Here is a 23,978-nt window from a genome sequence, read left to right on the forward strand (position 1 = left end):
GGGCAGATATTTCACAGTGCTGGTGAAGATCGACTTAATGACTGACAGCCAAACCCGTTGCATGGATGCGGGACACCGTGTCAGGTTTGGGCAAAGCACAAAATTCATTTTGGAGATGCGCCATGCGCCTGTCGGTATGTATTGCCCTGTTTCTTGCCATGGTCACCAGCGCGGTGGCGCAAGATCTTGTTCCGGCTGAGCGCTATGTCTTCTCGCGCGATGTGGACTTCTTTGGCGCGGACCGGGCCAATCTGTTCGACACGACGCAGGACGCGTGCGCGCGTGCGTGCAGTGCGGATGATCAATGCGTTGCATTCACCTACAACACACGGTCGCGGGCCTGTTTTCCAAAGTCTGCGGTGAATGATCGGCAACCCTATGTCGGGGCCATGTCTGCCACGCGCGTTCAAACACCGGCGCTTGTGCGGCAGGGTGCGGTGCGGCGTGCGGCGGCCTTGGGCGTGGGAGAGGCAGATACCAATGCAGCGCTCCGTCTGGTGACCGAAATGGGCGCGCGTTACCCTGTGGATGCAGCGCAGGCGGTTGACCTGATCACCGCAGCGGACGCGGCATGGTCGCGGGGGGATCGCGCAGGCGCGTTACGGTGGACAGGCATGGCGGTCGCGTTGACCGATGCCCCTGACATCTGGGTGCGCTATGCCAGCTACGCGCGGCGTTTGGGGGACACGGTGTCGTCCTCTGACCGGAGACGGGCGCGCAATGATGCTATTCCCGCGGCTTTGAACGGCTATCTCCGGGCACAGGTTGTCGGAGCGCAGGTCACTGCGCTGGTGGAACTGGCGCTTGCCTTTGAGGCCAATGGGCGCGGGCGCGACATGATCGCGCCCTTGCGTCTTGTCCAGTCACTGCAACCGCGGGAGACGACGGGGGACCTCTTGGACAGGGCGATTGGCAAACACGGGTTCCGCGTAACGGATCACCGTGTGGACAATGATGCGGCTGTCCCGCGCGTGTGTGCCACATTCTCCGAACCGCTGGTTCAGGCTGGCTTTGACTATGACCCTTATGTCACCGCCCCGGATGTCGATCTGGTGCCCGAAGCAAACGGGTCCCAGCTGTGCCTCGACGGTGTCAGCCACGGCGCGCGATATCAGATCACTTTGCGCGCCGGTCTGCCTGCCCAAAGTGGCGAGACGCTTGCCCGTGATGTCGAACTTGCCATCTATGTCCGCGATCGCACGCCATTTGTTCGGTTTCCGGGTCGGGCCTATGTGCTGGCGCGCGGCGGGGATGTTGCCCTGCCGATCGACAGTGTGAACACCGACGATGTTGACCTGATCCTGTCGCGTGTCAGTGATCGCAACCTTGTGCGTGCCCTGCGCGAGGATGTGTTTGGCCGTCCCTTGTCCCAATGGCAGGAACGCACGTTCAATGACACGATGGCAGAGGAAATCTGGCGTGGCACCGGCTCCGTTTCCGGCACGCTGAATGTTGAGACGCGCACACGTCTGCCGATGGAAGAGGCGCTTGAGGGGCAACCGGCGGGCATTTACGTATTGTCGGCCCGCGTGCCGGGTTCTGATCCCTACGACACGGCGTCTGCAACGCAATGGTTTGTGCTGTCGGACCTTGGCGTCACCACATGGCAGGGCAATGACGGCATGACGGCGGCGATACGGTCCCTGTCGGATGCGCAGGCCGTTGCGGCAGCCGATGTCACCCTGATTTCGCGCGCCAATGCTGTTCTGGCGCAAGCACAGAGCGATGCAGAAGGTTTCGTGACCTTTCCGGCGGGTGTAACGCGGGGCAGGGGGGCGGCGACGGCCGCCATGCTTCAGGTCAGCCGCGGAGATGACTTTGTCTTTCTCCCGCTGACAGACCCGGCCTTTGATCTGTCGGACCGCGGGGTTGAGGGACGCCCACCCGCGCCGCCTATCGACGTGTTCCTGACCACAGACCGGGGTGCCTACCGGCCGGGCGCAACCGTGTATGCAACCGCACTGGCGCGTGATGCCAAGACGGATGCGGTGCCGGGCTTGCCGGTCACCGCGATCCTGTATCGACCCGATGGCGTGGAACACAGCCGACATCTGAGCGCGGACGGACGGGCGGGTGGGCACGTGTTTGCGATGCCGTTGGCACAGGGCGTTGCACGCGGCACGTGGCGCATTGAAATCAAGAGCGACCTTGAAGCACCCGCATTGGCCCGAACCACCGTGCTGGTTGAGGACTTCGTGCCCGAGCGGATTGATGTAACCCTGACACTGCCCGACGGGCCCGTGCGCCGGAATGCACCACCGCAAATCGCGGCGAACGCACAGTACCTCTTTGGAGCGCCCGGCGCCGATCTCGCTGTCGAAGGGGAGGTGCGACTGAGCCGCCGAGACAGTCTGGCGGACTGGCCCGGATACCGCTTTGGCCGTCACGATACGCCATTCGCGCCGCGCCAATCCGCACTGCCCGCGGCCAAGACAAACGCGGTTGGGGACGTGGCGATCCCGATGGTCTTGCCGGATGTCGAGGCCGAAGGTGTCCTGTTGCAAGCGACGGCAACCGTGCGGGTGTCGGATGGTGCCGGTCGCCCGGTTGAGCGCAGCGTGACACGGCCCGTCGCGCCAGAGGGCGCGGTCATCGGTATTCGCCCCGCCTTTGACGACGTGCTGCCCGAAGGCGCCGAAGCAGGGTTTGACCTTGTGGCAGTCGGCGCGGGGCAACCCCTGTCCGCGACATGGACCGTCAACCGCGTGGAGACGCGGTATCAGTGGTATCAGCTCTACGGCAATTGGAACTGGGAACCGGTCACGACGCGGACGCGGGTGGCGCAAGGGGACGTGATGTTGGGCGAAACGCCGACGCCTGTCGCCGTACCGACCGACTGGGGCAGCTACGAGATTGTGGTGGAGCAGACCGGCACCGCGTACACCGCAAGCTCTGTCGGCTTTGCATCCGGCTGGTACGGTGCCGGTGACAGCAGCGACACACCGGATCGTTTGCCGGTGGCCCTGGATGCTCCGGCCTATGCGCCCGGTGATGTGGCGACGCTGCGCCTGGATGCGCCATTTGATGGAACGGCGCTTGTGTCGGTGTTGGCCTCGGACGTGATTGAACGGCGCGCCGTGCCCGTGACCGCAGGCGCAAACGCGGTCGCGCTTGATGTGTCGCAGGATTGGGGCACCGGTGCCTATGTGGCGGTGTCCGTGTTGCGCGGTCAGGCCACGGATGGCTTTGGTCCGTCCCGCGCGCTGGGCATTGCACATGCCACGATTGATCCCGGTGATCGCGCGTTACAGGTGGCTGTCGATGCGCCAGACGCCGTTTCAGGTCAGGCCGGGGTTACAGAGGTGACCGTCGCGGTGGATGGCCTCGGCGATGCGCCGGGCTTTGTCACGCTGGCAGCGGTGGATGTGGGGGTTCTGAACCTCACAGGTTTCGAAACACCCGATCCGCAAGAGCACTACTTTGGCCAACGCCGCCTCGGCGTTGGGTTGCGCGATCTTTATGGACGGCTGATCGACACGCAAAGCGGCGCGATGGGCACGGTGCGGTCGGGCGGTGATGCGGCGGCACAGATGCAACGGCAAGGTCCACCGCCGACCGAAGCCGTCATGGCCGCCTTCTCCGGTCCGGTGCCCGTTGGGCCGGATGGCACAGCCGTGATCCAGGTGCCGCGCCCGGATTTCAACGGGACCATCCGCCTGATGGCGGTTGCATGGAGCGCAGACGGGGTCGGACAGGCGGAGCGGGACATGCTGGCGCGCGATCCGGTTGTGATCGCCGCCGCCATGCCGCGCTTTATGGCGCCGGGTGATCAAAGCCGCGTGCAGTTGGAGTTTGTGCATGCCTCCGGCGCGTCTGGTGTCATGCCGCTGCGCATTTCTGCGCCGGGTCTGGACCTCGGGGCAGCGCCAGAGACCGTTGCACTTGCCGACAAAGGTACGGTGCGCGTCGCGCTGCCCCTTCGGGCGCAAGATGCGGGCGATTATGACATCTCCATCCAACTGACCACGCCCGATGGGGCGGTTCTGCGAAAGACACTGGCCCTGGGTGTGCGGTCGAATGATCCAACCATCGCTGTGACGCGCCGGTTGTCACTGGATACGGGGGCGGCACTGACGCTGGACGACAACGTCTTTGCCGATCTGAAACCGGTCGGAGCGACGGCCACGGTATCCGCAGGTCCGCTGTCACGGTTTGACATGCCGGGACTGCTGCGCCAGCTCGACCGCTATCCCTATGGCTGCACGGAACAGGTCACATCTGCGGCCTTGCCGCTTCTGCATGTGGCGGGATTGGCCAATGCAGCGGGCTTGTCCGATATCGACACGCGGATCAATGATGCTATTGACCGGGTGCTCACGCGGCAGGCGTCCAACGGCGCCTTTGGTCTCTGGCGCGCGCAATCCGGTGAATTCTGGCTCGATGCCTATGTCACCGATTTCCTCGTGCAGGCGCAGACCGCCGGATACACGGTGCCCGACCGCGCGCTGACACTCGCGCTCGACAATCTGCGCAACCGGGTGAACTACGCACCGGAATTCGATGCAGGCGGCGAAGACCTCGCCTATGCGCTTCTGGTCCTTGCCCGCGCGGGTGCGGCCAGTATCGGGGATTTGCGGTACTATGCCGATGCAAAGGCCACGGCCTTTTCGACGCCCATGGCGCGCGCGCAACTGGGTGCTGCACTGGCCCAATACGGGGAACAGACGCGCGCGGACAGGATGTTTGGGCTGGCGCAGGATCTGGCGCTTGGCGCGGATCAGGACGGACCACGGTGGCGTGCTGATTTCGGGACGTCGCTGCGCGACGTGGCGGGTGTGTTGCACCTTGCCGTTGACGCGGGTAGCACACGTGTTGATCAGGCGCGCCTGTCCAATGTCATCACCGCACGCTCGGATCGGTTGTCCACCCAGGAGGCGGCACAGATCGTCATGGCCGCCAATGCCCTGCAAAGCCCGGGTGGCCCGGCGTCCTTTGCAGTGGACGGTGCGCTGGTGTCCGGGCCCGTGGTGCAGTCGCATGATGCGGGCAGCGCGGCGTCGGTGCTGGAGAATATCTCTGGCACGGCGCAGGAGGTCACGCTGACCACCTATGGCGTGCCGCGTGTCGCACCACCAGCGGGCGGATATGGCTACGCGATCACACGGCGGAGCTACGCCCTTGATGGCGCGCCGGTTGACGGTGCGTGGCAGGTGGGTGAGCGCCGGGTGATCGTGCTCGACATTCAGCCGTTCGAAGAGGTGGGCGCGCGTCTGATGGTGGATGATCCGCTGCCGGCGGGGCTTGAGATCGACAATCCCAACCTGCTGCGTGCCGGGGACATACGCGCCTTGGATTGGCTGAAACCGGCCACAGCCGAACATGCCGAATTCCGAACCGATCGTTTCCTTGCTGCGGTTGATCACCGGGGCAGTGCACCGTTTCAGCTTGCGTATATCGCGCGGGCCGTCAGCCCGGGTGACTTCCATCATCCCGCGGCGCTGGTCGAAGACATGTACCGCCCGGAATACCGCGCAATCACCGCAACGTCTCGCCTGCGGATTGCCGAGTGAGACGGCGCTTTGCCTTGATTGCGGCTGCCCTTGGTGCCGTCGCATGGGGCGCGCAGGCGCTGTGGTTCGATTGGGTCGAAGACACGCACCTGCCGCCGGTTCTGGCGGAAACCTCGGTGGAGATGCGGGACAGGGACGGACAAATCCTGCGCGCCTTTGATGTTGAAAACGGGCGAGTGCGACTGGCTGTGCGGACGGGCGATGTCGACCCGGACTTTATCGATATGCTCGTGGCCTATGAGGACAAACGGTTCTGGCGCCATGGCGGTGTGGATCTGCGTGCCATGGCACGCGCCACACTGCAGGCGGCGTGGAACGGGCGCGTGGTCTCGGGGGGCTCGACCCTGACCATGCAGGTGGCGCGTTTGCTTGAAAACGGGCCGACGGGATCGTTTCAGGGCAAGCTGCGTCAGATGCGCGTGGCCTGGGCGTTGGAACAGCGGCTGAGCAAGTCGGCCATTCTGCAACTCTATCTGCAACATGCGCCATATGGCGGGCGGATCGAAGGGGTGCGCAGCGCGAGCCTGGTTTGGTTCGGCAAGGAACCGCGCCGGTTGTCAACGTCAGAGGCCGCATTGCTCGTCGCACTGCCCCAAGCGCCCGAGGCACGTCGCCCGGACCGGTTTCCACGTCGCGCACACGCCGCACGGGACAGGGTGTTGTCGCGGCTGGGTCACACGTCCGTCGCGGCGGCTGTGCCAGAGCGGATGCGCCCATTGCCGATGCAAGCCCCCCATCTGGCCGACATGCTCCGGTCTACGCACCCCGAAGCCACCGTGATCAACACCACCCTCGATGCGGATCTGCAGGCGCAGGCCACATCGCTCGCGCGGGCGCATCTGACGGGTATGCCCGCGGGTGTATCTGCGGCCATTGTGGTAGCCGATCACCAGACAGGAGAGATCGTGGCGCGGGTGGGTGCACCGGATTATTCGGACGCGTCCGGTGCGCTTGGGTTTGTCGATATGGCGCGTGCATCGCGGTCGCCGGGATCAACGCTGAAACCGGTGATCTATGCGCTGGCATTTGACCGGGGGTTGGCGCATCCCGCGACCCTCATCGCGGACCGACCAACCCGGTTCGGACGCTACGCGCCACAGAATTTTGATGGCGCATTTCGCGGCGACATTGCCGTGCGCGATGCGTTGGCACAGTCCCTGAATGTGCCGGTTGTTGCGCTGACGGATGCGCTCGGACCGGATCGCCTGATGGCGGCGCTGCGCGGGCTTGGCGCCGATCCTGTCTTGCCGGGTGACGCGCCACCGGGTCTCGCCGTGGCGCTTGGTGGGGTCGGGGTGAGCCTCGATGATCTGGTGCAAATCTATGCGGGCCTCGCCCGGATGGGCACCGCGACACCGCTTCATGTTTCGCAGATGCCGCGCAGAAAAGACGCGCAGGTCATTGCGGCAAGGGCCGCTTGGCAGGTGGGTGATATCCTCGCGGGTATCCCGCCGCCGCCGGGTGCGCGCGGCGGTTTGGCGTACAAGACGGGGACATCGTATGGGCACCGGGATGCCTGGGCCATCGGATATGACGGGCAGCATGTCGTCGGTGTTTGGATCGGACGACCGGACGGCACACCCGTGCCCGGTGCATTTGGCGGCGATCACGCCGCACCGCTCCTGTTTGAGATGTTCGGCCGGCTCAAGGCCACCTACGTGCCCTTGCCGCCTCCGCCTGCGGATACGCTGATCCTGACCCAAGCCGAGCTGCCCATGCGGTTGCGCCGCTTTGGGTCTGCGGCATCTCGCGAGTCCGGCCCCGAAGTTCTGTTTCCTCCGGATGGTGCCATCCTCGCCTCACCGGCGACCACGTTGAAGGTGCGCGGTGGCACGCTGCCCCTGACCGTGATGCTGAACGGGATGCCGGTCCACATTGCGCGGCGTGATCGGCAAATTGACCTTGGACAACTGGATGTGGGCTTTTCGCGCATATCGGTGGTTGATGCGCGCGGACACTCCGCCCGCGTCACGGTTGAAGCGCGTCCCTAGCGGCGTCCCTCGCGCAGCCATGCGGCTGTGATGAACCCGGCGGCCAGAAGCAACACCAGCCACGGCGGCAACAGCGCAGATTGGCGTACGTCCACGGTTTCATATGCGCCGCGTGGGGTCAGACCGATCCATCCGCGTCCCGCCGCCGGTCGTCCCTCGCGCACATTGCGCAGACGTGGCACGCCGTCCTCAATCCGGATCACCCCGCCGCGCGTGCCAGCAACCCGTTCGGCCAGAATATCACCGGTTGCGATGGTCGCCTCAAACTCCTTGGGTGCGGCAGGGCCCAGACCGATCACGGCCTGCTGATCGCCATTCTCCAGTCGGTAGAGCCCAATCTCCGGCCCTTCGAAATCCGCCTCGAATTGACCCGGGGCACGTTCAATCATCTCGAGCACGGTAGTGTTGCCGCTTGGGTCCGTGACGGTCACGGGCGGTACGGTTTCTTCCAGCGTTCGGCGGGAAATGCGCATGTCCTGACCCGTGGCGGTGGCGGTCAACGCCTCTTCCTCAAGCTCAGGTTCGCGCATCATCCAATGCGCCAGCCTGCGCAGCAACTCAAGCTGTGGGCCACCGCCCTCATAACCACGGTTCCACAGCCACGCATGGTCCGATGCCAGCAGTGCCACACGCCCTTCGTCCACCCGGTCGAGGATCAGGAGGGGGCGTTCGTCGATACCCTCCATCACCGTTGTTCCGGACCGCGGTTCAACATCAATCTGGCGCAGCCAACGGCCCCAGTCGCCGCTGCTGGGCAGGCCGGTTGTCACCGGGTGGCGGTCGCCGATGTCGGACACTTCGGGGCGGTATGCCTCTTCGAGCACGCGGGCCGATGGCTCTGCCGGAATGACATCGCCCAGCGGGGAACGGTACAGGCTGTCGGCGCTCGCAAAATCTGGACCCGCCGCGACCAGAACGGCCCCGCCATCCCGCACATAGCGCGCCACGTTCTCAAGGTAGAGCGCGGGCAGAATGCCCCGCCGCTTGTAGCGATCAAAGATGATCAGGTCGAAATCGTCGATCTTTTCCAGAAACAGCTCGCGCGTCGGAAATGCGATCAGGGACAGTTCGCCCACCGGCACGCCGTCCTGCTTTTCAGGGGGGCGGAGAATGGTGAAATGCACCAGATCGACCGAGCTGTCGGATTTCAGCAGGTTGCGCCATGTGCGCCCGCCCGCATGGGGTTCCCCGGACACCAGCAGCACGCGCAGCCGGTCGCGGATGCCGTTCATCTGGATCAGCGCGGTGTTGTTGCGATCGGTCAGCTCGCCGTCTGCCGTGGGCACGGTGAACTGGATCACATTCAGCCCGCCATGCGGCAGGGTGACGGGCAGTTCAACATCCTCGCCGATGCGTACGTTGAACCGTTGGGGTTCCGCGCCGTCGACGGAGATATCCAGTGGCGCCAAGCCGGTATCAGTAGGGGCCGCGCCGCTGTCTTCGATCCGCAACGTCAGGGTCACCGCCTCGCCGATGATGGCGAATGCGGGCGCATTCTTGACGATCAGACGGCGGTCCCAGTCGGTTTCGCGCCCGGTCAGCAGCAGGTGCAGAGGCGCAGGCAGGTCAAGTGGCAGGTCGGCATCGTGTACTTGCCCGTCGCTGATCGCGATCAGGCCCGCGACACGGGCACGCGGCTCTTCGGCAAGCGCGTCGGACAGCGCGGTCATCAGGCGCGTGCCTGCGTCCTCTTCGCCATCGGGCACAGTGATCCGGCGCACTTCGGCACCCTCGCGTGCCAGCAGGGCCGCCTCAAGCGTATCCGCTGCGCTAGCGGTTTGGGCGGGCCGGTCGGTGAGTTGCTGGCTGGCGCTCTGGTCTTCGGCAATGATCACGATGTCAGTGAGCGGTGCGCGGTCTTCCTGCTGGAAGGCAGGTCCGCTGAGGGCGGCAAGCACGACCAGACCCGCAAGGCCGCGGAGCGCCCAACCACTCAGGCCGCGCATCAGGGCAAGGCCGACGCCGCCCACGACCAGCACCGCCAGAACGGCAAGGATCGGCCAAGGCACCAGTGGATCAAAAAGAACCGTTCCCGTCATTGTCCCAACCGATCCAGCAAGGCAGGCACGTGCACCTGATCGCTTTTGTAGTTGCCGGTCAGCACATGCATCACGAGGTTCACGCCAAAGCGGTAGGCCAGCTCGCGCTGGCGTTCGCCGCCAAAGCCGCGCCCCACGGGCAGCATCGCCTGACCGGTTGAGGTCACGGCCCAGGCTGCGGCCCAGTCATTGCCGCCGATCACCACCGGCGTCACACCGTCATTCAGATTGCGGAAGGGCATGCCTTCGACCTGTTCGGCACCCGGTGGCGCGGCCTCGACCCAGATGTCACTTCCCATGTGGCGACCCGGGAAATCCTGCAACAGGTAAAAGGTGCGGGTCAGCACGTGATCCCGTGGCACAGGTTCAAGCGCGGGAATGTCCAGCGGCGCAGCGAGGTCCTGCAACTTGCGCCCATTCGGGCTGGCCGCGCCAAAGCCCGCAATGTCACCGTCCCGCGTGTCAAAGAGGATGAGACCGCCCGACCGCAGATATGCGTTAAGTTTGGCATAGGCTTCTTGCGAGGGGCGTGGTTGGTCTGGGGTGATGGGCCAGTAGAGCATCGGGAAGAATGCCAGCTCATCCGTTTCCAGATCAACGCCCACAGGGTTGGCCGGTTCAACGGACGTCCGGAAAAACAGCGTGTCCGACAGGCCCCGCAAACCGGCTTCGGCGATTTCATCAAGCTGACGGTTGCCGGTGATCACGTGCGCAAGCACCACCTCCGCCGCAGCGCTCAGCGGCCCGTCCTCTGCCGTCTGGGCGCGCAGATCGGTTGCAGGCGCCAACAGGGCCGCGGCAAGTGCCACAGACGCCACGCGGCTGGCGCGTAGCCCGCCGGTCAACCGTCCCGACAGCGCAAGCGACGCAATGACATCCAACAGCAGCAATCCAATCGCCGCGGCGAGCAGTGCACCGCCCAAAGGTTGCGGCGCGCTGTTGGTGAGGCCCGATACGGGCACGTCAGCGGGCCACGTCGCCGGGGTCAGGACCGCATCGGCGGTCAGCACGTTGCGCGCCAGACTGCGGTCGGCGGATGTGTAGACGCCGGGCAAAAGATCGGGTCCCGCGGCGTCGGTGATCAACTCCGGTCCCGGCACGCCGGGCATTGCGCCTGCATCGCGTAGCGTGCCGAAGCCATCCATAACCACCTGCGGTGTCCACACGGTCCCTTCCAGGTCTTCCGGGGCGGGCTGCGATGACGTCGAGGATATGGCCAACCGTTCCAGCATTTCAACAAACAGTCCGGACAGGGGCAAAGTTGACCACTCTGCATTGGCCGTCACGTGGAACAGGACAATCTGACCCTGACCCATGCGCTTGCGGGTCACGAGCGGTGTGCCGTCGCTCAACTCTGCGATCACACGTTCCGCCAGTGTGGGGTCCGGCTGTGCCATGACTTGCGCAGTGATCACAACGTCGTCCCGCAGGGCCAATCCAAAGAACGGTGAATTTTCGCGGAATGGCGCAAGGGTCTTGGGCGATCCCCAGCTCATGGCGCCACCGACACTGCGTCCGCCTGATCGCAGACGGACCGGCATCAACGGATCCTCTTCGGCGCGGCTCACGTCACTTGCCGCGATACGCGGCCCGGCAAAGCGGACCAGCATACCACCCTCATCAATCCATGCGGAGAGGTCATCCGCTTCGCCCGCCGACAGGGTCGCCACATCGGCCAGAACGATCACATCGGGATTTGCAGGCAACACATCGCTCAGCGCACCGTCCAGCAGGTCCGCGTTCGGCGCGAGCGCGCGCTGGAGGTAGTGCAGGGGTGACAGCAGTTCGAGCCCCTCACGCCCCTCACGCCCGGCGAGCAGTGCAATTTCACGACGGCGCAGGCTGTCATCAACCAGCGTCACGGCCCCGGCGGACCGGGTGGCTGCAACTTCGAACCGAGTGATGCGGGCGCGCAATTCCGCAGGCAGGGCGAGCGCCGTTTGCGCCTCGGTCGCGCCATCTTCGAACACGGCGTTTGCGGATGCGAGAATGGCGGCATTGCCTGCCGGATCACGTCCTTGCGCCAGGACCGATACGCCACGCTCTGGTCCCGGTACGGACCGTCGCACCGTCAGCTGAACAGTCCCGTCCTCATAGGTCGCGGGCGCAAGGGCCACCACACTCGCGCCGGTTTGGGTCACGCGCACCGGACCGCGGCCCTGCAACAGATCCAGAATGTCGGGCCGCGCCGCGTATTCGATGCCATCACTGAACCAGACAGTCTCAAACGCGCCCTCCGGCAGGGCTTCGGCCACGGCTTCGGCAGATACGGGTTGCCAGGGCTGTGGGGTCAGCCCGGCTAACCGCGTGACACCGGCATTCGCGGCCTGAAACGGGGCGGCGTCGGGCGCAGAGAGATGCAGCACCGCGACCTCGCGTCCGGCGGCCCCGGCCCGGCGCAATTCCGCCTCGACCGCTTCCATCGACTGCGCCCAACGCGTGGCGCCCGCCCAGCTGCCGTCCAGCACCACAAGGAGCGGGCCATCACCGCCCTCGGCGTTGTCGTCAGGGTTCAGGATCGGCCCGGCCAGGCCGATGATCATGGCCGCCACGGCCAGCATCCGCAGCAGCAAGAGCCACCATGGGGTGCGATCCGATACGGCCTCATCATCCTTGAGCCCCAGCAGCAGGGCCACGCCGGGGAACCGCTGGCGCAGGGGCGCAGGTGGGATCGCACGCAGGATCAGCCACAGGATCGGCAGCACCAAAAGCGCCAGCAACAGCCACGGTGCGGCGAAACCGATGGGGCCCAGCATCATCATGTCCGGCCCATCCCGCCATCCAGCGCCCGCCACAGCCACAAAAGGCCCGATTGCGCCGATGATCCGGTGTGGTGAATGCCGTATTGCCACCCCGCCACGCTGCACAGCTGTTGCAGCTCATCCTTGCGCGCGGCGAGGCGCGACAGATAGCGGTCCTTCAACTCGGACGCTTTCAGGGTTTCATGTTCCAGCGTTCCGCCCACGCTTTCAAAGATGGTGCGCCCGCGGAAGGGGAACGCCTCTTCGGCGGGGTCCAACACATGGTAGAGCACGCCGCGCACGCCGCGGTCCGCGGCCTTGGTCAGCGCCAGTTTGACAGGCTCGATATCGCCCATGAAATCAGAGACGAATGCGGCCCGAGCATGCGGGATCATCGCGCGATGTTCCGGCGGGGCATAATCGTCCTGGGCATCTTCTGAAAACATCTCGGCCAACCGCAAGACTTGCGCGTTGCCACGCCGGGGCGGCAGCGCGGTGCCGGTCAGCCCGACGCGCTCGCCCCCCCGAATAAGCAGAATGGCCAGCGCCAGGCCGAGCACCCGCGCGCGGTCCGCTTTTGTCGGCAGGTCGGGAGCCGAGGCAAAGCGCATCGCGGCGCCCTGATCCACCCACAGCATGACAGATTGCGCAATCTGCCACTCCCGCTCGCGGACGAACTGGATGTCGCCCATGGCAGAGCGTCGGTGGTCAATCATGCGGCGGCTGTCGCCCACCTGTGCAGGGCGGTATTGCCAGAAATCGTCACCCATGCCCGCGCGTCTGCGCCCGTGATCGCCCAACAGGACGGCCCCGGCCAAATGCTCTGCCCGCGCAAGAAGCGGAGGCAGGCGTGCGGCCTCGGTTTCGGCCTGCGCACGGAGGGTGACGGGCGTGATCACGCGGCAGCAGCCTTGCGGCTCAGAGCGGCGGCGGTTTCATCGATCAGATCGGCGAGGCTGTCGCCGCGTGCCCGCGCGGCAAAGTTCAGCGCCATCCGGTGGCTCAGCACCGGACGGGCCATGTCGATCACGTCCTCTGCCGATGGGGCCAGCCGGCCCTGCAACAATGCCCGCGCCCGCACGGCCAGCATCAGCGCCTGCGCCGCTCGCGGGCCCGGACCCCAAGCCACCGTTTCGCGGACCTTATCGGACGCATCCGCCTCGCCGGGGCGGAAGGCGCGCACCAGGTCAAGGATCATCTCAACCACGCTTTCGCCCACCGGCATCCGGCGCAGCAGCGTTTGCGCGGCCAGCAATGCTTCGGTGTCGAACACCTGAGTAGATTGCGCGTCCTCGGTGCCGGTGGTCGCCAGCAGGATGTCCCGTTCCGTCGCGCGGTCGGGATAAAGCACGTCAATCTGCACGAGGAACCGGTCCAACTGCGCCTCGGGCAGGGGATAGGTGCCCTCTTGCTCAATCGGGTTTTGCGTGGCCAGCACGTGGAACGGCACACCCAGCGGACGATCCTGCCCGGCAACGGTCACCGTCTTTTCCTGCATCGCCTGCAACAGTGCCGATTGCGTCCGGGGTGAGGCCCGGTTGATCTCATCCGCCATCAAGAGCTGGCAAAACACGGGACCGGGCACGAAACGGAACGCGCGCGTGCCGTCTTCGGCCGTATCCAGAACTTCGGATCCCAGAATATCCGCAGGCATCAGGTCCGGCGTGAACTGAATACGGCTGCCATCCAGGCCCATGACCGTGGAGAGTGTTTCCACCAGCCGCGTCTTGCCCAGACCCGGCAGACCGATCAGCAGACCGTGACCACCGCACAAGAGCGCCGTCAACGTCAGTTCCACCACGCGTTCCTGCCCGATGAACCGGTTTGTGATCGATGCCCTGGCGTCGGCCAGTTTGGCCCCCAGTGCTTCGATATCCGCGACAAGATCCTCTGCGTCAGCCATGACTTCTCTTTCTTCCGGGGTATATGCTTGCAAGTACCAACCTATGGCCAATGCAGGGAATGGCAAAAGATATGAGTGCACAAAAAACCGTGACACCCGACGCAGAAGGCCTTGTGGCGTCGATCACCGCCGCAAAAACACGCGGATTGCCGCCCGTGCACCTGTGGAACCCGCCGTTTTGCGGTGATCTCGACATGCGGATCGCGCGGGATGGGACGTGGTTCTACCAGGGCACGCCGATCGGGCGGCCCGGTCTGGTCAAACTGTTCTCTTCGATTCTCAAGCGGGAGAACGGCAAATATTTCCTCGTGACGCCCGTGGAAAAGGTCGGGATCACGGTCGATGACGCGCCCTTTGTCGCCATAGACTTTGAGGCCCAGGGCACAGACAAGGATCAGATTCTGACCTTTGTCACCCATGTGGATGACATGGCCAAAGCCGGGGCGGATCATCCGATCCGCGTCGAACGCGACCCCGAAACCGGCGAGCCATCACCCTACATCCTGATCCGCGCCGATCTGGAGGCGTTGATTGATCGCAAGAGCTTTTACCGGTTGGTGGATCTCGGGACGCACCACGATGGCTGGTTTGGTGTTTGGTCGGGCGGGCAGTTTTTCGGGATCATCCCGTCGGATGAATTGCCAAGCTGACGCACATCGCCTGTGCGTTCCGGACGCTTGGTTTGTGTTCGGGGCTCGTCCACGCTGCGCGTGTACACAGCAGATGAGGACATCCCATGGCACTTGGAACGGCAATCATCATCGGTGCAGGCAGCGGGCTGTCCGCATCGCTTGCACGCAAACTGGCGGCGCGGGGGCACAGGGTCGTCCTTGGTGCGCGGGACACCGCGAAACTGGATGCGCTGGTCGCGGAAACCGGTGCTATCGCGGTCGCGGTCGATGGCAGTGATCCGGCGTCCGTTGACGCGCTGTTTGCCGATGTGGCAGGCCGTATTGACGTCGCGATTTACAACCCATCCGCCCGGTCGCGCGGCCCGGTGGCAGAGTTGGACCCCGAAGAGGTGCGGCGCGCGATGGAGGTCACGGCATTCGGGTCGTTTCTGCTGGGTCGTGCGGCGGCGGGACGGATGCTGGCGCAGGACGCCATTGACGGGGCGCGCGGCACAATCCTGTTCACAGGCGCGTCCGCCGGCGTCAAAGGGTTTCCGATGTCGGCCCCGTTTGCGATGGGCAAGTTCGCACAGCGCGGTCTGTCCGAGTCCATGGCGCGCGAGCTGCATCCGCAGGGCGTCCATGTCGCATGGGTCAACATCGACGGGGGCATCGCAAACGCCGCCCGCGCCGAGCGTACGGACGATGGCACGGACAAGATGTTGGACCCTGATGCCATCGCTGACACCTACCTGTCCCTGATGGATCAGCACCGGTCTGCATGGTCCAACGAAATCGCGCTGCGTCCATGGGTTGAACGCTTCTGAATGCTGGCACGCGCTGCCAGTTCCCGGTAGGGGTGTTGCCATGCCACGTTTCGCCGCCAACCTCAGTCATCTTTGGGCCGAACTGCCATATCTTGACCGTTTCGACGCAGCCGCGGAGGCCGGGTTCGAGGCGGTCGAGGTGCTGCAACCCTATGACGTGCCTGCACCGGAAACGCAGGCTGCACTGCGCCGCAACGGCCTGCGCTTTTTGCTGCTGAATGCGCCGGGTCCGAATTACACCGGTGGCCCACGTGGATTTGCGGCCGTTCCGGGGGCGGAAAAACGGTTTGACTATGACATGCGGCGTGCGGTCCGCTACGCGCAGGCCTTTGGCGCGTCGATGATCCATGTGCTGAGCGGTGTGGCGGAGGGGCCAGAGGCGCGGCAGTGTCTCGTGGATAATCTCAAACGGGCGTGTGACGGCCTGCCGGACGATTTGACAGTGACGCTGGAGCCGCTGAACACCGAGGTGAACCCGGGCTACTACCTGAGCGACTATGACCTGGCTGCCGAGATATTGGAGACGGTGGATGCACCCAATATCGGGCTGCAATATGACAGCTATCATGCACAGGTGATCACGGGCGACGCGGTGGCGTGCTTTGACGCATACGCCCCGCTCATCCGGCATATCCAGCTTGGTGACGCCCCGGATCGTACAACGCCGGGGCGCGGAAACATCGATTTTGCAGCACTTTTCGCAGCGATTGATCGCAGCGGCTATGGCGGTTGGGTGAGCGCGGAATACACGCCGACAGGGCGGACCGAAGCGGACCTCGACTGGATGCAGTGACCGTGTGCGCAGACGCACTTTCGTCCGCGACGGCAGACCACTACCGTGCAGCCAGCAACACGAGAAAGACGGACCGATGATCCCCGCCCGCTACGCCCATTTCGCCTTTGGCTTCATACTCAGCGGGTTGATGTCTTTTCTAGTGTCCGGAGTATCCACCTTTCTGGCGGTGGGCATGGTGCCGGGGTTTGCGGGCCAATGGGTGGGCGCGTGGTTGCCAAGCTGGGCCGTCGCGTTTCCCATCGTGCTGGTGGTCGCGCCAATCACGCGCCGTCTGGTGGCGGCGATCACCCGCCCAGACTGAGACCCATCGCAGCTTAGTGCGCCTCGGCCCAATTCTGGCCCTGGCCGGCATCCACTTCGAGTTTCACATCGAGGTGCACGACCGGATCATTGGCGTTTTCCATAACGTCCCTGGCGACGCCGATCAGGTCATCCACAGCCGCATCATCGACTTCGAACAGCAGTTCGTCGTGCACCTGAAGCAGCATCGCGGCAGGCAAATCCCTGATTGCATCGGGCATCCGGATCATAGCGCGGCGGATGACGTCCGCCGCGGTGCCCTGAATGGGCGCGTTGATCGCGGCGCGGGCCGCAAAACCGGCGCGGGGGCCTTTGGACGCAATTTCGGGCGTGTGGATCTTGCGCCCGAACAGGGTCTGCACGTATCCGTGTTCCTTGGCGAAGGCCTTGGTGTCGTCCATGTATGTGCGGATGCCGGGAAAGCGTTCGAAATAGCGGTCGATGAACCCTTGGGCTTCGGCGCGCGGGATGCGCAGGTTGCGCGCAAGGCCAAAGCCGGAAATGCCGTAGATGACGCCGAAGTTGATCGCCTTGGCCTGCCGCCGGATGTCCGGTGTCATCTCATCCAAGGGGACGTCGAACATCTCGGACGCGGTGAGCGCGTGGATGTCGATGCCCTCTTTGAACGCCTGTTTCAGCTCTGGAATGTCGGCGATATGGGCGAGGATGCGCAGTTCGATCTGGCTGTAGTCGAGGGCCACCAGGGTTTTGCCCGGTTCCGAGACAAACGCCTCGCGGATGCGGCGGCCTTCTTCGGTGCGGATCGGGATGTTCTGCAGGTTCGGATCGGTGGAGGCGAGCCGCCCCGTGGATGCGCCTGCGATGGAATAGGACGTGTGCACCCGGCCCGTGTCGTTGTTGATGTGATCCTGCAACGCGTCGGTATAGGTGGATTTGAGTTTGCTCAGTTGCCGCCAGTCGAGCACGCGGGCAGGCAATTCGTGCTCTGTCGCAAGGTCTTCGAGAACATCCGCACCCGTGGCATAGGCGCCAGTCTTGCCCTTCTTGCCGCCTTCGATCCCCATCTCGTCAAACAGGATTTCGCCCAGCTGCTTGGGTGAGCCCACGTTGAAACTGCGCCCTGCAAGCTTGTGAATTTCATCTTCGAGCCCGGCCATCTTCTGGGCAAAGGCGTTGGACATGCGTGAAAGCGTGTCACGGTCGACCTTGATACCGGACCGTTCCATGGCCGCCAGCGTGTGCACCATGGGGCGTTCCAGTGTCTCATAAACGCGCGTCGTCTTGGCCACATGCAATTGCGGTTTGAACAATTGCCAGAGGCGCAGGGTAATGTCGGCATCTTCGGCGGCGTATTTCACGGCATCGTCGATAGGCACCATGTCAAAGGTCTTGGCTGATTTGCCCGTTCCCAACAGGGGTTTAATCGGGATCGGTGTGTGGCCCAGATAGCGTTCGCTGAGCGTATCCATACCGTGCCCGTGCAGCCCGCCATGCATCGCATAGGACATCAGCATCGTGTCATCAATCGGCGCGACATGGATGTTCAGACGCGCAAAAATCTTGGCGTCGTATTTCATGTTCTGCCCGATCTTGATGACGCTGGTATCCTCAAGCACCGGTTTCAACATCGCCAACGCGTCTTCGAGGGGCATTTGCCCTTCGGCCAGCGCGTCGGAGCCAAAGAGATCATCGCCGCCCTGCCGGTGCGTCAGCGGGATGTAACAGGCATGACCCGCATTCACCGCAAGCGAGATACCGACCAGATCCGCCGTCATCTCATTCAGGCCCGTCGTTTCGGTGTCGACGGCGACGTATCCGCGTTCATAGATCAGGTTGATCCATGTTTGCAGCTGGTCCGCGGTCTGAACCTGTTCGTATGTGGACGTCTCGAATGTGGGTGCTTCGGGTGCATCGGCCGGTGCCGGTGCTGCCTCTTTGATCTCGGGCGCCTCAACGCCGATCTTATCGGCTATGCGCTTGGTCAGTGTGCGGAATTCCATCTCTGCCAAAAATGACATGAGCGTGTCCGGATCGGCGTCGCGGACTTCGAGATCATCCAGCGTGAAGGACAGGTCCATGTTGTCATCAAGCCGAACAAGGTCACGGCTGAGCCGGATCTGGTCGGCGTGGTCGATCAGGGTCTGGCGCCGTTTGGGCTGCTTGATCTCTTCGGCCCGTTCCAGAAGCGCATCAAGGTCGCCGAATTCGTTGATCAGGAGGGCGGCGGTTTTCACGCCGATACCGGGCGCGCCGGGGACATTGTCCACGCTGTCGCCTGCGAGGGCCTGAACATCGACGACGCGCTCGGGATACACGCCGAACTTTGCGTGGACGCCATCGCGGTCGATGCGGTTGTTCTTCATCGCGTCGAGCATCTCGACCCCATCGCCGACCAATTGCATCAGATCCTTGTCGGAACTGATGATGGTGACGCGCCCACCAGCGGCACGGGCCTGAACCGACAGGGTTGCAATGATGTCGTCGGCTTCAAAGCCTTCGACTTCCTTGCAGGCGATATTGAACGCCTCCGTGGCCTGTCGGGTCAGGGGGATCTGCGGGCGCAGATCCTCTGGCATGGCGTCGCGGTTGGCCTTGTACTGGTCATAAAGGTCGTTGCGGAAGGTGTGGCTGCCCTTGTCAAAGATGACGGCGACATGGGTCGGCGCATCCGGCCCATGGTTCCCCTCGACATAGCGCTGGAGCATGTTGCAAAACCCGCTGACCGCGCCGATCGGCAGGCCGTCCGATTTCCGTGTGAGCGGTGGCAAGGCATGATAGGCGCGAAAGATGAATGCCGATCCATCGATCAGATGCAGGTGGCAACCTTTGCCGAACTGAAGTGCCATTGCATGCTCCCTTGTCGCTCACCGGGCCTACATGCCATGCCATGGCCTGCGGGGCCAGACGTGATCCAACGGAGCGCCTTGCGGCGCACTACATTCTTTATTTGGCGCTCATGTTCTTGCGTTGCGTGGGTTGGCACATCGTCAGGTTCGATATTTGCGGCGCGCAGTTCGTTCGCAAAATGTCGCCGCACCGGGCGGAGCAGGTGCCTGGCAATAAACAGCGCCCCGTTGTCAGCAAGAGCCGAGTTCAGGTCGCACCGGTCGGCACGGAGTGGTGCGTGACTGCGTCATCGTCTCTTATCGCTCGATGTCTCGATGGTTTATATATTCGCGCAGGCACCGGTAGATTTACGAAAATCCTGACGACCAAGAGAAACGCTTGATACCTGGCGCCGAGGCCCGTCGTGCGCAACGCTGTGCGTAGGCAGCGCACAATCGCAGAGGATTGGTCCGTTCACTTGAGCACCCGGCGTGGATGACCAAGCCACATCATGTGCGGCGCCACGTTACCGCGACCGAAGCCCTGCTCAGCCAACACACCTCATAGATGATCAGAGCACGAGGCGCGCCCACGGCCATCCTGTCAGACAACACTTGCATGATCGCTGTGCACGTATTTGCAATCGCAATATGGGCATTCGACCCATCCGGTGTCCTCCGGGATCTGCAACCACACTCTTGGATGTCCAAGCGCGCCCTCGCCTCCATCACAGGCCACGCGGTGGCTGTCGACGATCTTGGTTTCGGGCGCATCAATGGTCATGGGCTGGCAATCCTCTGGGAGCGTGCGCCGCCGTTATGCGACAAGCCCCGCATGCAAACAAGAGCCTAGTCACTGCGCTCCACGCGCGCCTGATAACAGTTGTTGCGGGACGACCGAATGTGAATATATGCGACGCCAGGATCGGCAAAGATGTCCTTGATCCGGGCGCGTATCTTGTCAGTCGGCACCACCGCGCCTGTGCCGTAAACGATGCGATCATCCGTGCTGTAGCCTTTCAGCAAATAGTCAGGCGATGTCGTGAGTATCTCCGGCTCATCTGTCCCGCCACCTTGGTTGCATCGGTCCGCGCACAGGAAGATCGGCCCGACTTCCGCATATGGATGCGCCCCATCAAAAGGTTTGTGGGCAAGGATCAGCATCGCCGCACTTTCGGGGATGTCGCACAGACAATGCCTGCATGGATTGCCTGATCCGTTTGAAATCGCGCGTTCAGGTGGGTTGCCGTGGGCGTCGGGTGCCCCATTGCGATAGGCGTCAACGAGAGTGCTGGACAGAGCGTGATAGCGATACATGAAAAATCTCCTTTGACCCAAGACTAGCCGCGCACCGTACCGACGAGCGATCCGAATGATGCGCAACAATACCTGTCTCTGTTCCAAAAAATCCCGGGGGCCCGGTACGGGCGGGGCAGAGCCCCTCAACACTTCAAATGAGAACAAAAATAGAACATAATGCACGCCTCTGCCGCTGCGAATCTGTCTTCCATGTTTGCCGAACTGTCGATCACATCGAATTTCACGTTTCTCACCGGGGCTTCTCACCCGGAAGAATACGTGGATCGTGCCACCCTCGTGGGCATGCAGACGCTGGCCATCGCGGATGACAACTCGGTTGCAGGGATCGTGCGGGCGCACACCGCGGCGCGCGAGATCGCGCGTAATGTAAGGGAGCGGCGGGAGTTTGACACGATCCACGGGCTCATCGGCCCACCTGCACCACCGCACGTTCCCATCCCGCCCCGCGCACCGGTTGATATCCTCCCGCGGCTCATCCCCGCCGCCCGCTTGCTTTTCCACGATGCGGCTCCTGTCACGGCAATCCCGAAGAACCGCGCAGGGTGGCGCAGCCTGTGCCGCATCATCTCGCGCGGACGTCTGATTGCAGACAAAGGGCAATGCGATCTGACCTTGCGTGATCTCGAAGACTTCCCGGACGGGCTTCACCTGCTCCTGTGGCCACAGGCGCATTCGGTGACGGGCGGCGCGGTTGATTGGGTGACACAGGCGGAACGGTTGTCGCGCCGCTTTGCCGGAAACATGCATGTGTTGATGGTGCCGCGCTATGACGGGCGGGACACGGCCTATTTCGACGACCTCACCGAACAGGCGCAGCAGCTGGGTCTGCAAACGCTCGCCTCCGCGGCCCCGCGCATGCATCACGGCGCCCGTCGCAAGCTGGCGGATGTGGTCACTGCGGTGCGCCTCAAGTGCCGGGTCGATGATCTGGGCCGCGCAGCCCTTGCCAATGGCGAAGGCCGCCTGCGCGGTGAGACGGACATGTTGCGCATCTTCGAAGGGCACGAGGACGCGGTGCACCGCACCGGCGCGCTGGCCGAAACGCTGACCTTCTCGCTGGACGAGCTGCGCTATGAATACCCCTCCGAGATCACCGAGAATGAAACCCCCGGCCAGCGGCTTGAACGGCTGGCCTACGAGGGGATGAAGTGGCGCTATCCCGCAGGAGCACCCGAAAAGGCGCAACGCCTGCTGCGCCACGAACTCCAGCTGATCGCCAAGCTCAACTATGAACCCTATTTCCTCACCGTGCGCGACATCGTCGCCTTTGCACGGTCGCGCAATATCCTGTGTCAGGGGCGGGGATCCGCCGCCAATTCCGTGGTGTGCTACTGCCTCGGCATCACCTCCGTTTCTCCGGAAATGGGCACGATGGTCTTCGAACGGTTCGTCTCCGAGGCGCGGGACGAGCCGCCTGATATCGATGTCGATTTCGAACATGAACGCCGCGAAGAGGTGATCCAGCACATCTATGAACGCTATGGCCGCCACCGTGCGGGCCTCTGCGCCACGGTGGTCCACTACCGCGGCAAACGTGCCATCCGCGAGGTGGGCCGTGCCATGGGCCTCAGCGAGGATACGATCAGCGCGCTCAGTTCGCAGCTTTGGGGCTTTTTCTCGACCAAGGGGATCGAAGCCGAGCGCATGGCCGAAATCGGCCTCGACCACCGCGACCGCCGTCTCGCTCAGACGATCCAGCTGGTCTACGAGATCAACGGTTTTCCCCGGCACCTCAGCCAGCATGTGGGCGGCTTCATCGTGACCGAAGGGCGGCTGGATGAACTGGTCCCGATCGAGAATGCCACGATGGAGGACCGCACGGTCATCTGCTGGGACAAGGACGACATCGAAACGCTGGGTATCCTCAAGGTCGATGTGCTCAGCCTCGGGATGCTGACCTGTATCCGCAAGGCGTTCGATCTGCTGCGCATGCACCACCAGCGCGACTATACGTTGGCCACCCTGCCCCCCGAGGACCCGCGCGTGTATGACATGCTCTGCGAGGCCGACAGCATTGGTGTGTTTCAGGTGGAAAGCCGGGCACAGATGAACTTCCTCCCCCGGATGCGGCCCCGCAATTTCTACGACCTCGTGATCGAGGTCGCGATCATCCGGCCGGGTCCCATTCAGGGCGACATGGTCCATCCTTACATCCGCCGTCGCAACGGCGAAGAAGAGGTCAGCTTTCCCTCGGACGAGCTGGGTCAGGTCCTGGGCAAGACGTTGGGTGTGCCGCTGTTTCAGGAACAGGCGATGCAGATCGCCATCGTCGGCGCCGGCTTCACCCCGGATCAGGCGGACCGCCTGCGCCGGTCACTTGCCACGTTCAAGAAGCACGGCAGCGTCAGCGAATTCCGCGCCCTGTTCCTGCACGGCATGCGCAAGAACGGCTATGACAGCGACTTTGCCGAACGGTGTTTCAGCCAGATCGAGGGCTTCGGCAGCTATGGTTTCCCCGAAAGCCACGCGGCGAGCTTTGCACTGCTGGTCTACGCCTCAAGCTGGCTCAAGTGTCACCATCCGGGCATTTTTGCCTGTGCGTTGCTCAACTCCCAACCGATGGGGTTCTATGCGCCTGCGCAAATCGTGCGGGATGCGCGCGAACATGGGGTCACGGTGCGCCCGATCTGCGTCAATGCGAGCTTCTGGGACAACGTCATGGAACCCGATGGCAAGGGCGGGCTGGCCCTGCGGCTCGGGTTCCGCCAGATCAAGGGGCTGAGCGAGGAGGACGCCACGTGGGTGACCGCCGCACGCGGCAACGGGTATCAATCGGTGCGCGACGTCTGGCGGCGGGCGGGTCTTGGTCATCAGGTGATCGTGCGGCTGGCCGAGGCGGATGTGTTCGCGGGGCTTGGCCTGGGGCGGCGCGACGCGCTGTGGGAGGCCAAGGCAATTGCGCCGGGTCCTGTCCTGCCTCTCTTTGCCACGGATATCGACGGCGAGGTGGTGGACGAACCCGCGGCCCTGCTGCCCCGGATGAGCCTCGGCGAAGAGGTGGTCGAGGATTACGTTTCCACCCGCCTTACGCTCAAGGCGCACCCGGTGGCATTGCTCAGGCATGTGCTGACACCCGGCGCTCCGCTGGAGCCGGTGACAGGCAAGGCGCCGGACCTGTCCCGGATCAGCTTTACCCGCGGTAATCCGGATTGAC

General features: G+C 63.8%; 14 protein-coding genes. 7 read left to right on the plus strand and 7 right to left on the minus strand.

The genetic code is table 11. The features are described 5' to 3' along the window. Positions 1 to 122 precede the first annotated feature (122 nt). Together ACERHN_RS10550 and pbpC are read left to right on the plus strand one after the other, a co-directional pair. Entirely contained in the window at positions 123 to 5,510 is a 5,388-nt protein-coding gene (locus tag ACERHN_RS10550) for an alpha-2-macroglobulin family protein (protein ID WP_415922595.1), read from the plus strand. Then, positions 5,507 to 7,501 (plus strand): penicillin-binding protein 1C, encoded by a 1,995-nt coding sequence (gene pbpC / locus ACERHN_RS10555; protein ID WP_415922596.1) that lies wholly within the window; start codon positions 5,507 to 5,509, stop codon positions 7,499 to 7,501. Before ACERHN_RS10550 ends, pbpC begins: the two co-directional genes overlap by 4 nt. Here pbpC and ACERHN_RS10560 read toward each other — a convergent pair. From ACERHN_RS10560 to ACERHN_RS10575, 4 genes are read right to left on the minus strand one after another with little or no spacing between them, the layout of a single operon-like run. Next, positions 7,498 to 9,540, minus strand: a complete 2,043-nt coding sequence (locus tag ACERHN_RS10560; protein WP_415922597.1) for a hypothetical protein — start codon at positions 9,538 to 9,540, stop codon at positions 7,498 to 7,500. The genes pbpC and ACERHN_RS10560 overlap by 4 nt on opposite strands. Continuing rightward, complete coding sequence (locus ACERHN_RS10565; RefSeq protein WP_415922598.1) at positions 9,537 to 12,302, minus strand: DUF4159 domain-containing protein; 2,766 nt, start codon at positions 12,300 to 12,302, stop codon at positions 9,537 to 9,539. Before ACERHN_RS10565 ends, ACERHN_RS10560 begins: the two co-directional genes overlap by 4 nt. After that, positions 12,299 to 13,180, minus strand: coding sequence for a DUF58 domain-containing protein (locus ACERHN_RS10570; RefSeq protein WP_415922599.1), 882 nt, complete (start codon positions 13,178 to 13,180; stop codon positions 12,299 to 12,301). Before ACERHN_RS10570 ends, ACERHN_RS10565 begins: the two co-directional genes overlap by 4 nt. After that, entirely contained in the window at positions 13,177 to 14,184 is a 1,008-nt protein-coding gene (locus tag ACERHN_RS10575) for an AAA family ATPase (RefSeq protein ID WP_415922600.1), read from the minus strand. The genes ACERHN_RS10570 and ACERHN_RS10575 overlap by 4 nt, the downstream gene beginning before the upstream one ends. 71 nt (positions 14,185 to 14,255) lie before the next feature. Between ACERHN_RS10575 and ACERHN_RS10580 the strand changes: the two genes are divergently transcribed. The 4 genes from ACERHN_RS10580 (at position 14,256) to ACERHN_RS10595 (ending at position 16,719) form a co-directional block, all read left to right on the plus strand. Next, positions 14,256 to 14,834 carry a DUF1285 domain-containing protein gene (locus tag ACERHN_RS10580; protein WP_415922601.1) on the plus strand — a complete coding sequence of 193 codons (579 nt, stop codon included), beginning with the start codon at positions 14,256 to 14,258 and terminating at the stop codon, positions 14,832 to 14,834. Positions 14,835 to 14,920: 86 nt separating this feature from the next. Then, positions 14,921 to 15,622, plus strand: a complete 702-nt coding sequence (locus ACERHN_RS10585; protein WP_415922602.1) for an SDR family NAD(P)-dependent oxidoreductase — start codon at positions 14,921 to 14,923, stop codon at positions 15,620 to 15,622. A gap of 40 nt (positions 15,623 to 15,662) precedes the next feature. Further along, the gene (locus ACERHN_RS10590; protein WP_415922603.1) at positions 15,663 to 16,415 is read left to right on the plus strand and encodes a hydroxypyruvate isomerase family protein; all 753 of its coding nucleotides are present in this window, start codon (positions 15,663 to 15,665) and stop codon (positions 16,413 to 16,415) included. A gap of 76 nt (positions 16,416 to 16,491) precedes the next feature. Then, positions 16,492 to 16,719 (plus strand): DUF2798 domain-containing protein, encoded by a 228-nt coding sequence (locus ACERHN_RS10595; protein ID WP_415922604.1) that lies wholly within the window; start codon positions 16,492 to 16,494, stop codon positions 16,717 to 16,719. Positions 16,720 to 16,732: 13 nt separating this feature from the next. Here the strand turns inward: ACERHN_RS10595 and polA are convergent, their stop codons facing one another. From polA to ACERHN_RS10610, 3 genes are all read right to left on the minus strand, one after another. Then, positions 16,733 to 19,525, minus strand: a complete 2,793-nt coding sequence (gene polA, locus ACERHN_RS10600) for a DNA polymerase I (protein WP_415922605.1) — start codon at positions 19,523 to 19,525, stop codon at positions 16,733 to 16,735. Positions 19,526 to 20,108: 583 nt separating this feature from the next. Next, a complete protein-coding gene (locus tag ACERHN_RS10605) occupies positions 20,109 to 20,288 on the minus strand; it encodes a zinc-finger domain-containing protein (RefSeq protein ID WP_415922606.1) in 180 nt (59 codons plus the stop codon). Positions 20,289 to 20,353: 65 nt separating this feature from the next. Next, positions 20,354 to 20,821: a DUF1203 domain-containing protein gene (locus tag ACERHN_RS10610; protein WP_415922607.1), complete on the minus strand. Its 468-nt coding sequence runs from the start codon at positions 20,819 to 20,821 to the stop codon at positions 20,354 to 20,356. 192 nt (positions 20,822 to 21,013) lie between these two features. On the opposite strand from ACERHN_RS10610, the gene ACERHN_RS10615 reads away from it, so the two are divergent. After that, a complete protein-coding gene (locus ACERHN_RS10615; protein ID WP_415922608.1) occupies positions 21,014 to 23,977 on the plus strand; it encodes an error-prone DNA polymerase in 2,964 nt (987 codons plus the stop codon). Position 23,978 lies beyond the last annotated feature (1 nt).

This window comes from Tateyamaria rhodophyticola (assembly GCF_047777875.1).
Lineage (GTDB): Bacteria > Pseudomonadota > Alphaproteobacteria > Rhodobacterales > Rhodobacteraceae > Tateyamaria.

Coding starts and splice junctions, on each gene's coding strand:
- ACERHN_RS10550 (WP_415922595.1), top strand. CDS start 123: ATGCGCCTGTCGGTATGTATTGCCCTGTTTCTTGCCATGGTCACCAGC.
- ACERHN_RS10560 (WP_415922597.1), bottom strand. CDS start 9,540: ATGACGGGAACGGTTCTTTTTGATCCACTGGTGCCTTGGCCGATCCTT.
- ACERHN_RS10565 (WP_415922598.1), bottom strand. CDS start 12,302: ATGATGATGCTGGGCCCCATCGGTTTCGCCGCACCGTGGCTGTTGCTG.
- ACERHN_RS10575 (WP_415922600.1), bottom strand. CDS start 14,184: ATGGCTGACGCAGAGGATCTTGTCGCGGATATCGAAGCACTGGGGGCC.
- ACERHN_RS10580 (WP_415922601.1), top strand. CDS start 14,256: ATGAGTGCACAAAAAACCGTGACACCCGACGCAGAAGGCCTTGTGGCG.
- ACERHN_RS10585 (WP_415922602.1), top strand. CDS start 14,921: ATGGCACTTGGAACGGCAATCATCATCGGTGCAGGCAGCGGGCTGTCC.
- ACERHN_RS10590 (WP_415922603.1), top strand. CDS start 15,663: ATGCCACGTTTCGCCGCCAACCTCAGTCATCTTTGGGCCGAACTGCCA.
- ACERHN_RS10595 (WP_415922604.1), top strand. CDS start 16,492: ATGATCCCCGCCCGCTACGCCCATTTCGCCTTTGGCTTCATACTCAGC.
- polA (WP_415922605.1), bottom strand. CDS start 19,525: ATGGCACTTCAGTTCGGCAAAGGTTGCCACCTGCATCTGATCGATGGA.
- ACERHN_RS10605 (WP_415922606.1), bottom strand. CDS start 20,288: ATGACCATTGATGCGCCCGAAACCAAGATCGTCGACAGCCACCGCGTG.
- ACERHN_RS10610 (WP_415922607.1), bottom strand. CDS start 20,821: ATGTATCGCTATCACGCTCTGTCCAGCACTCTCGTTGACGCCTATCGC.
- ACERHN_RS10615 (WP_415922608.1), top strand. CDS start 21,014: ATGTTTGCCGAACTGTCGATCACATCGAATTTCACGTTTCTCACCGGG.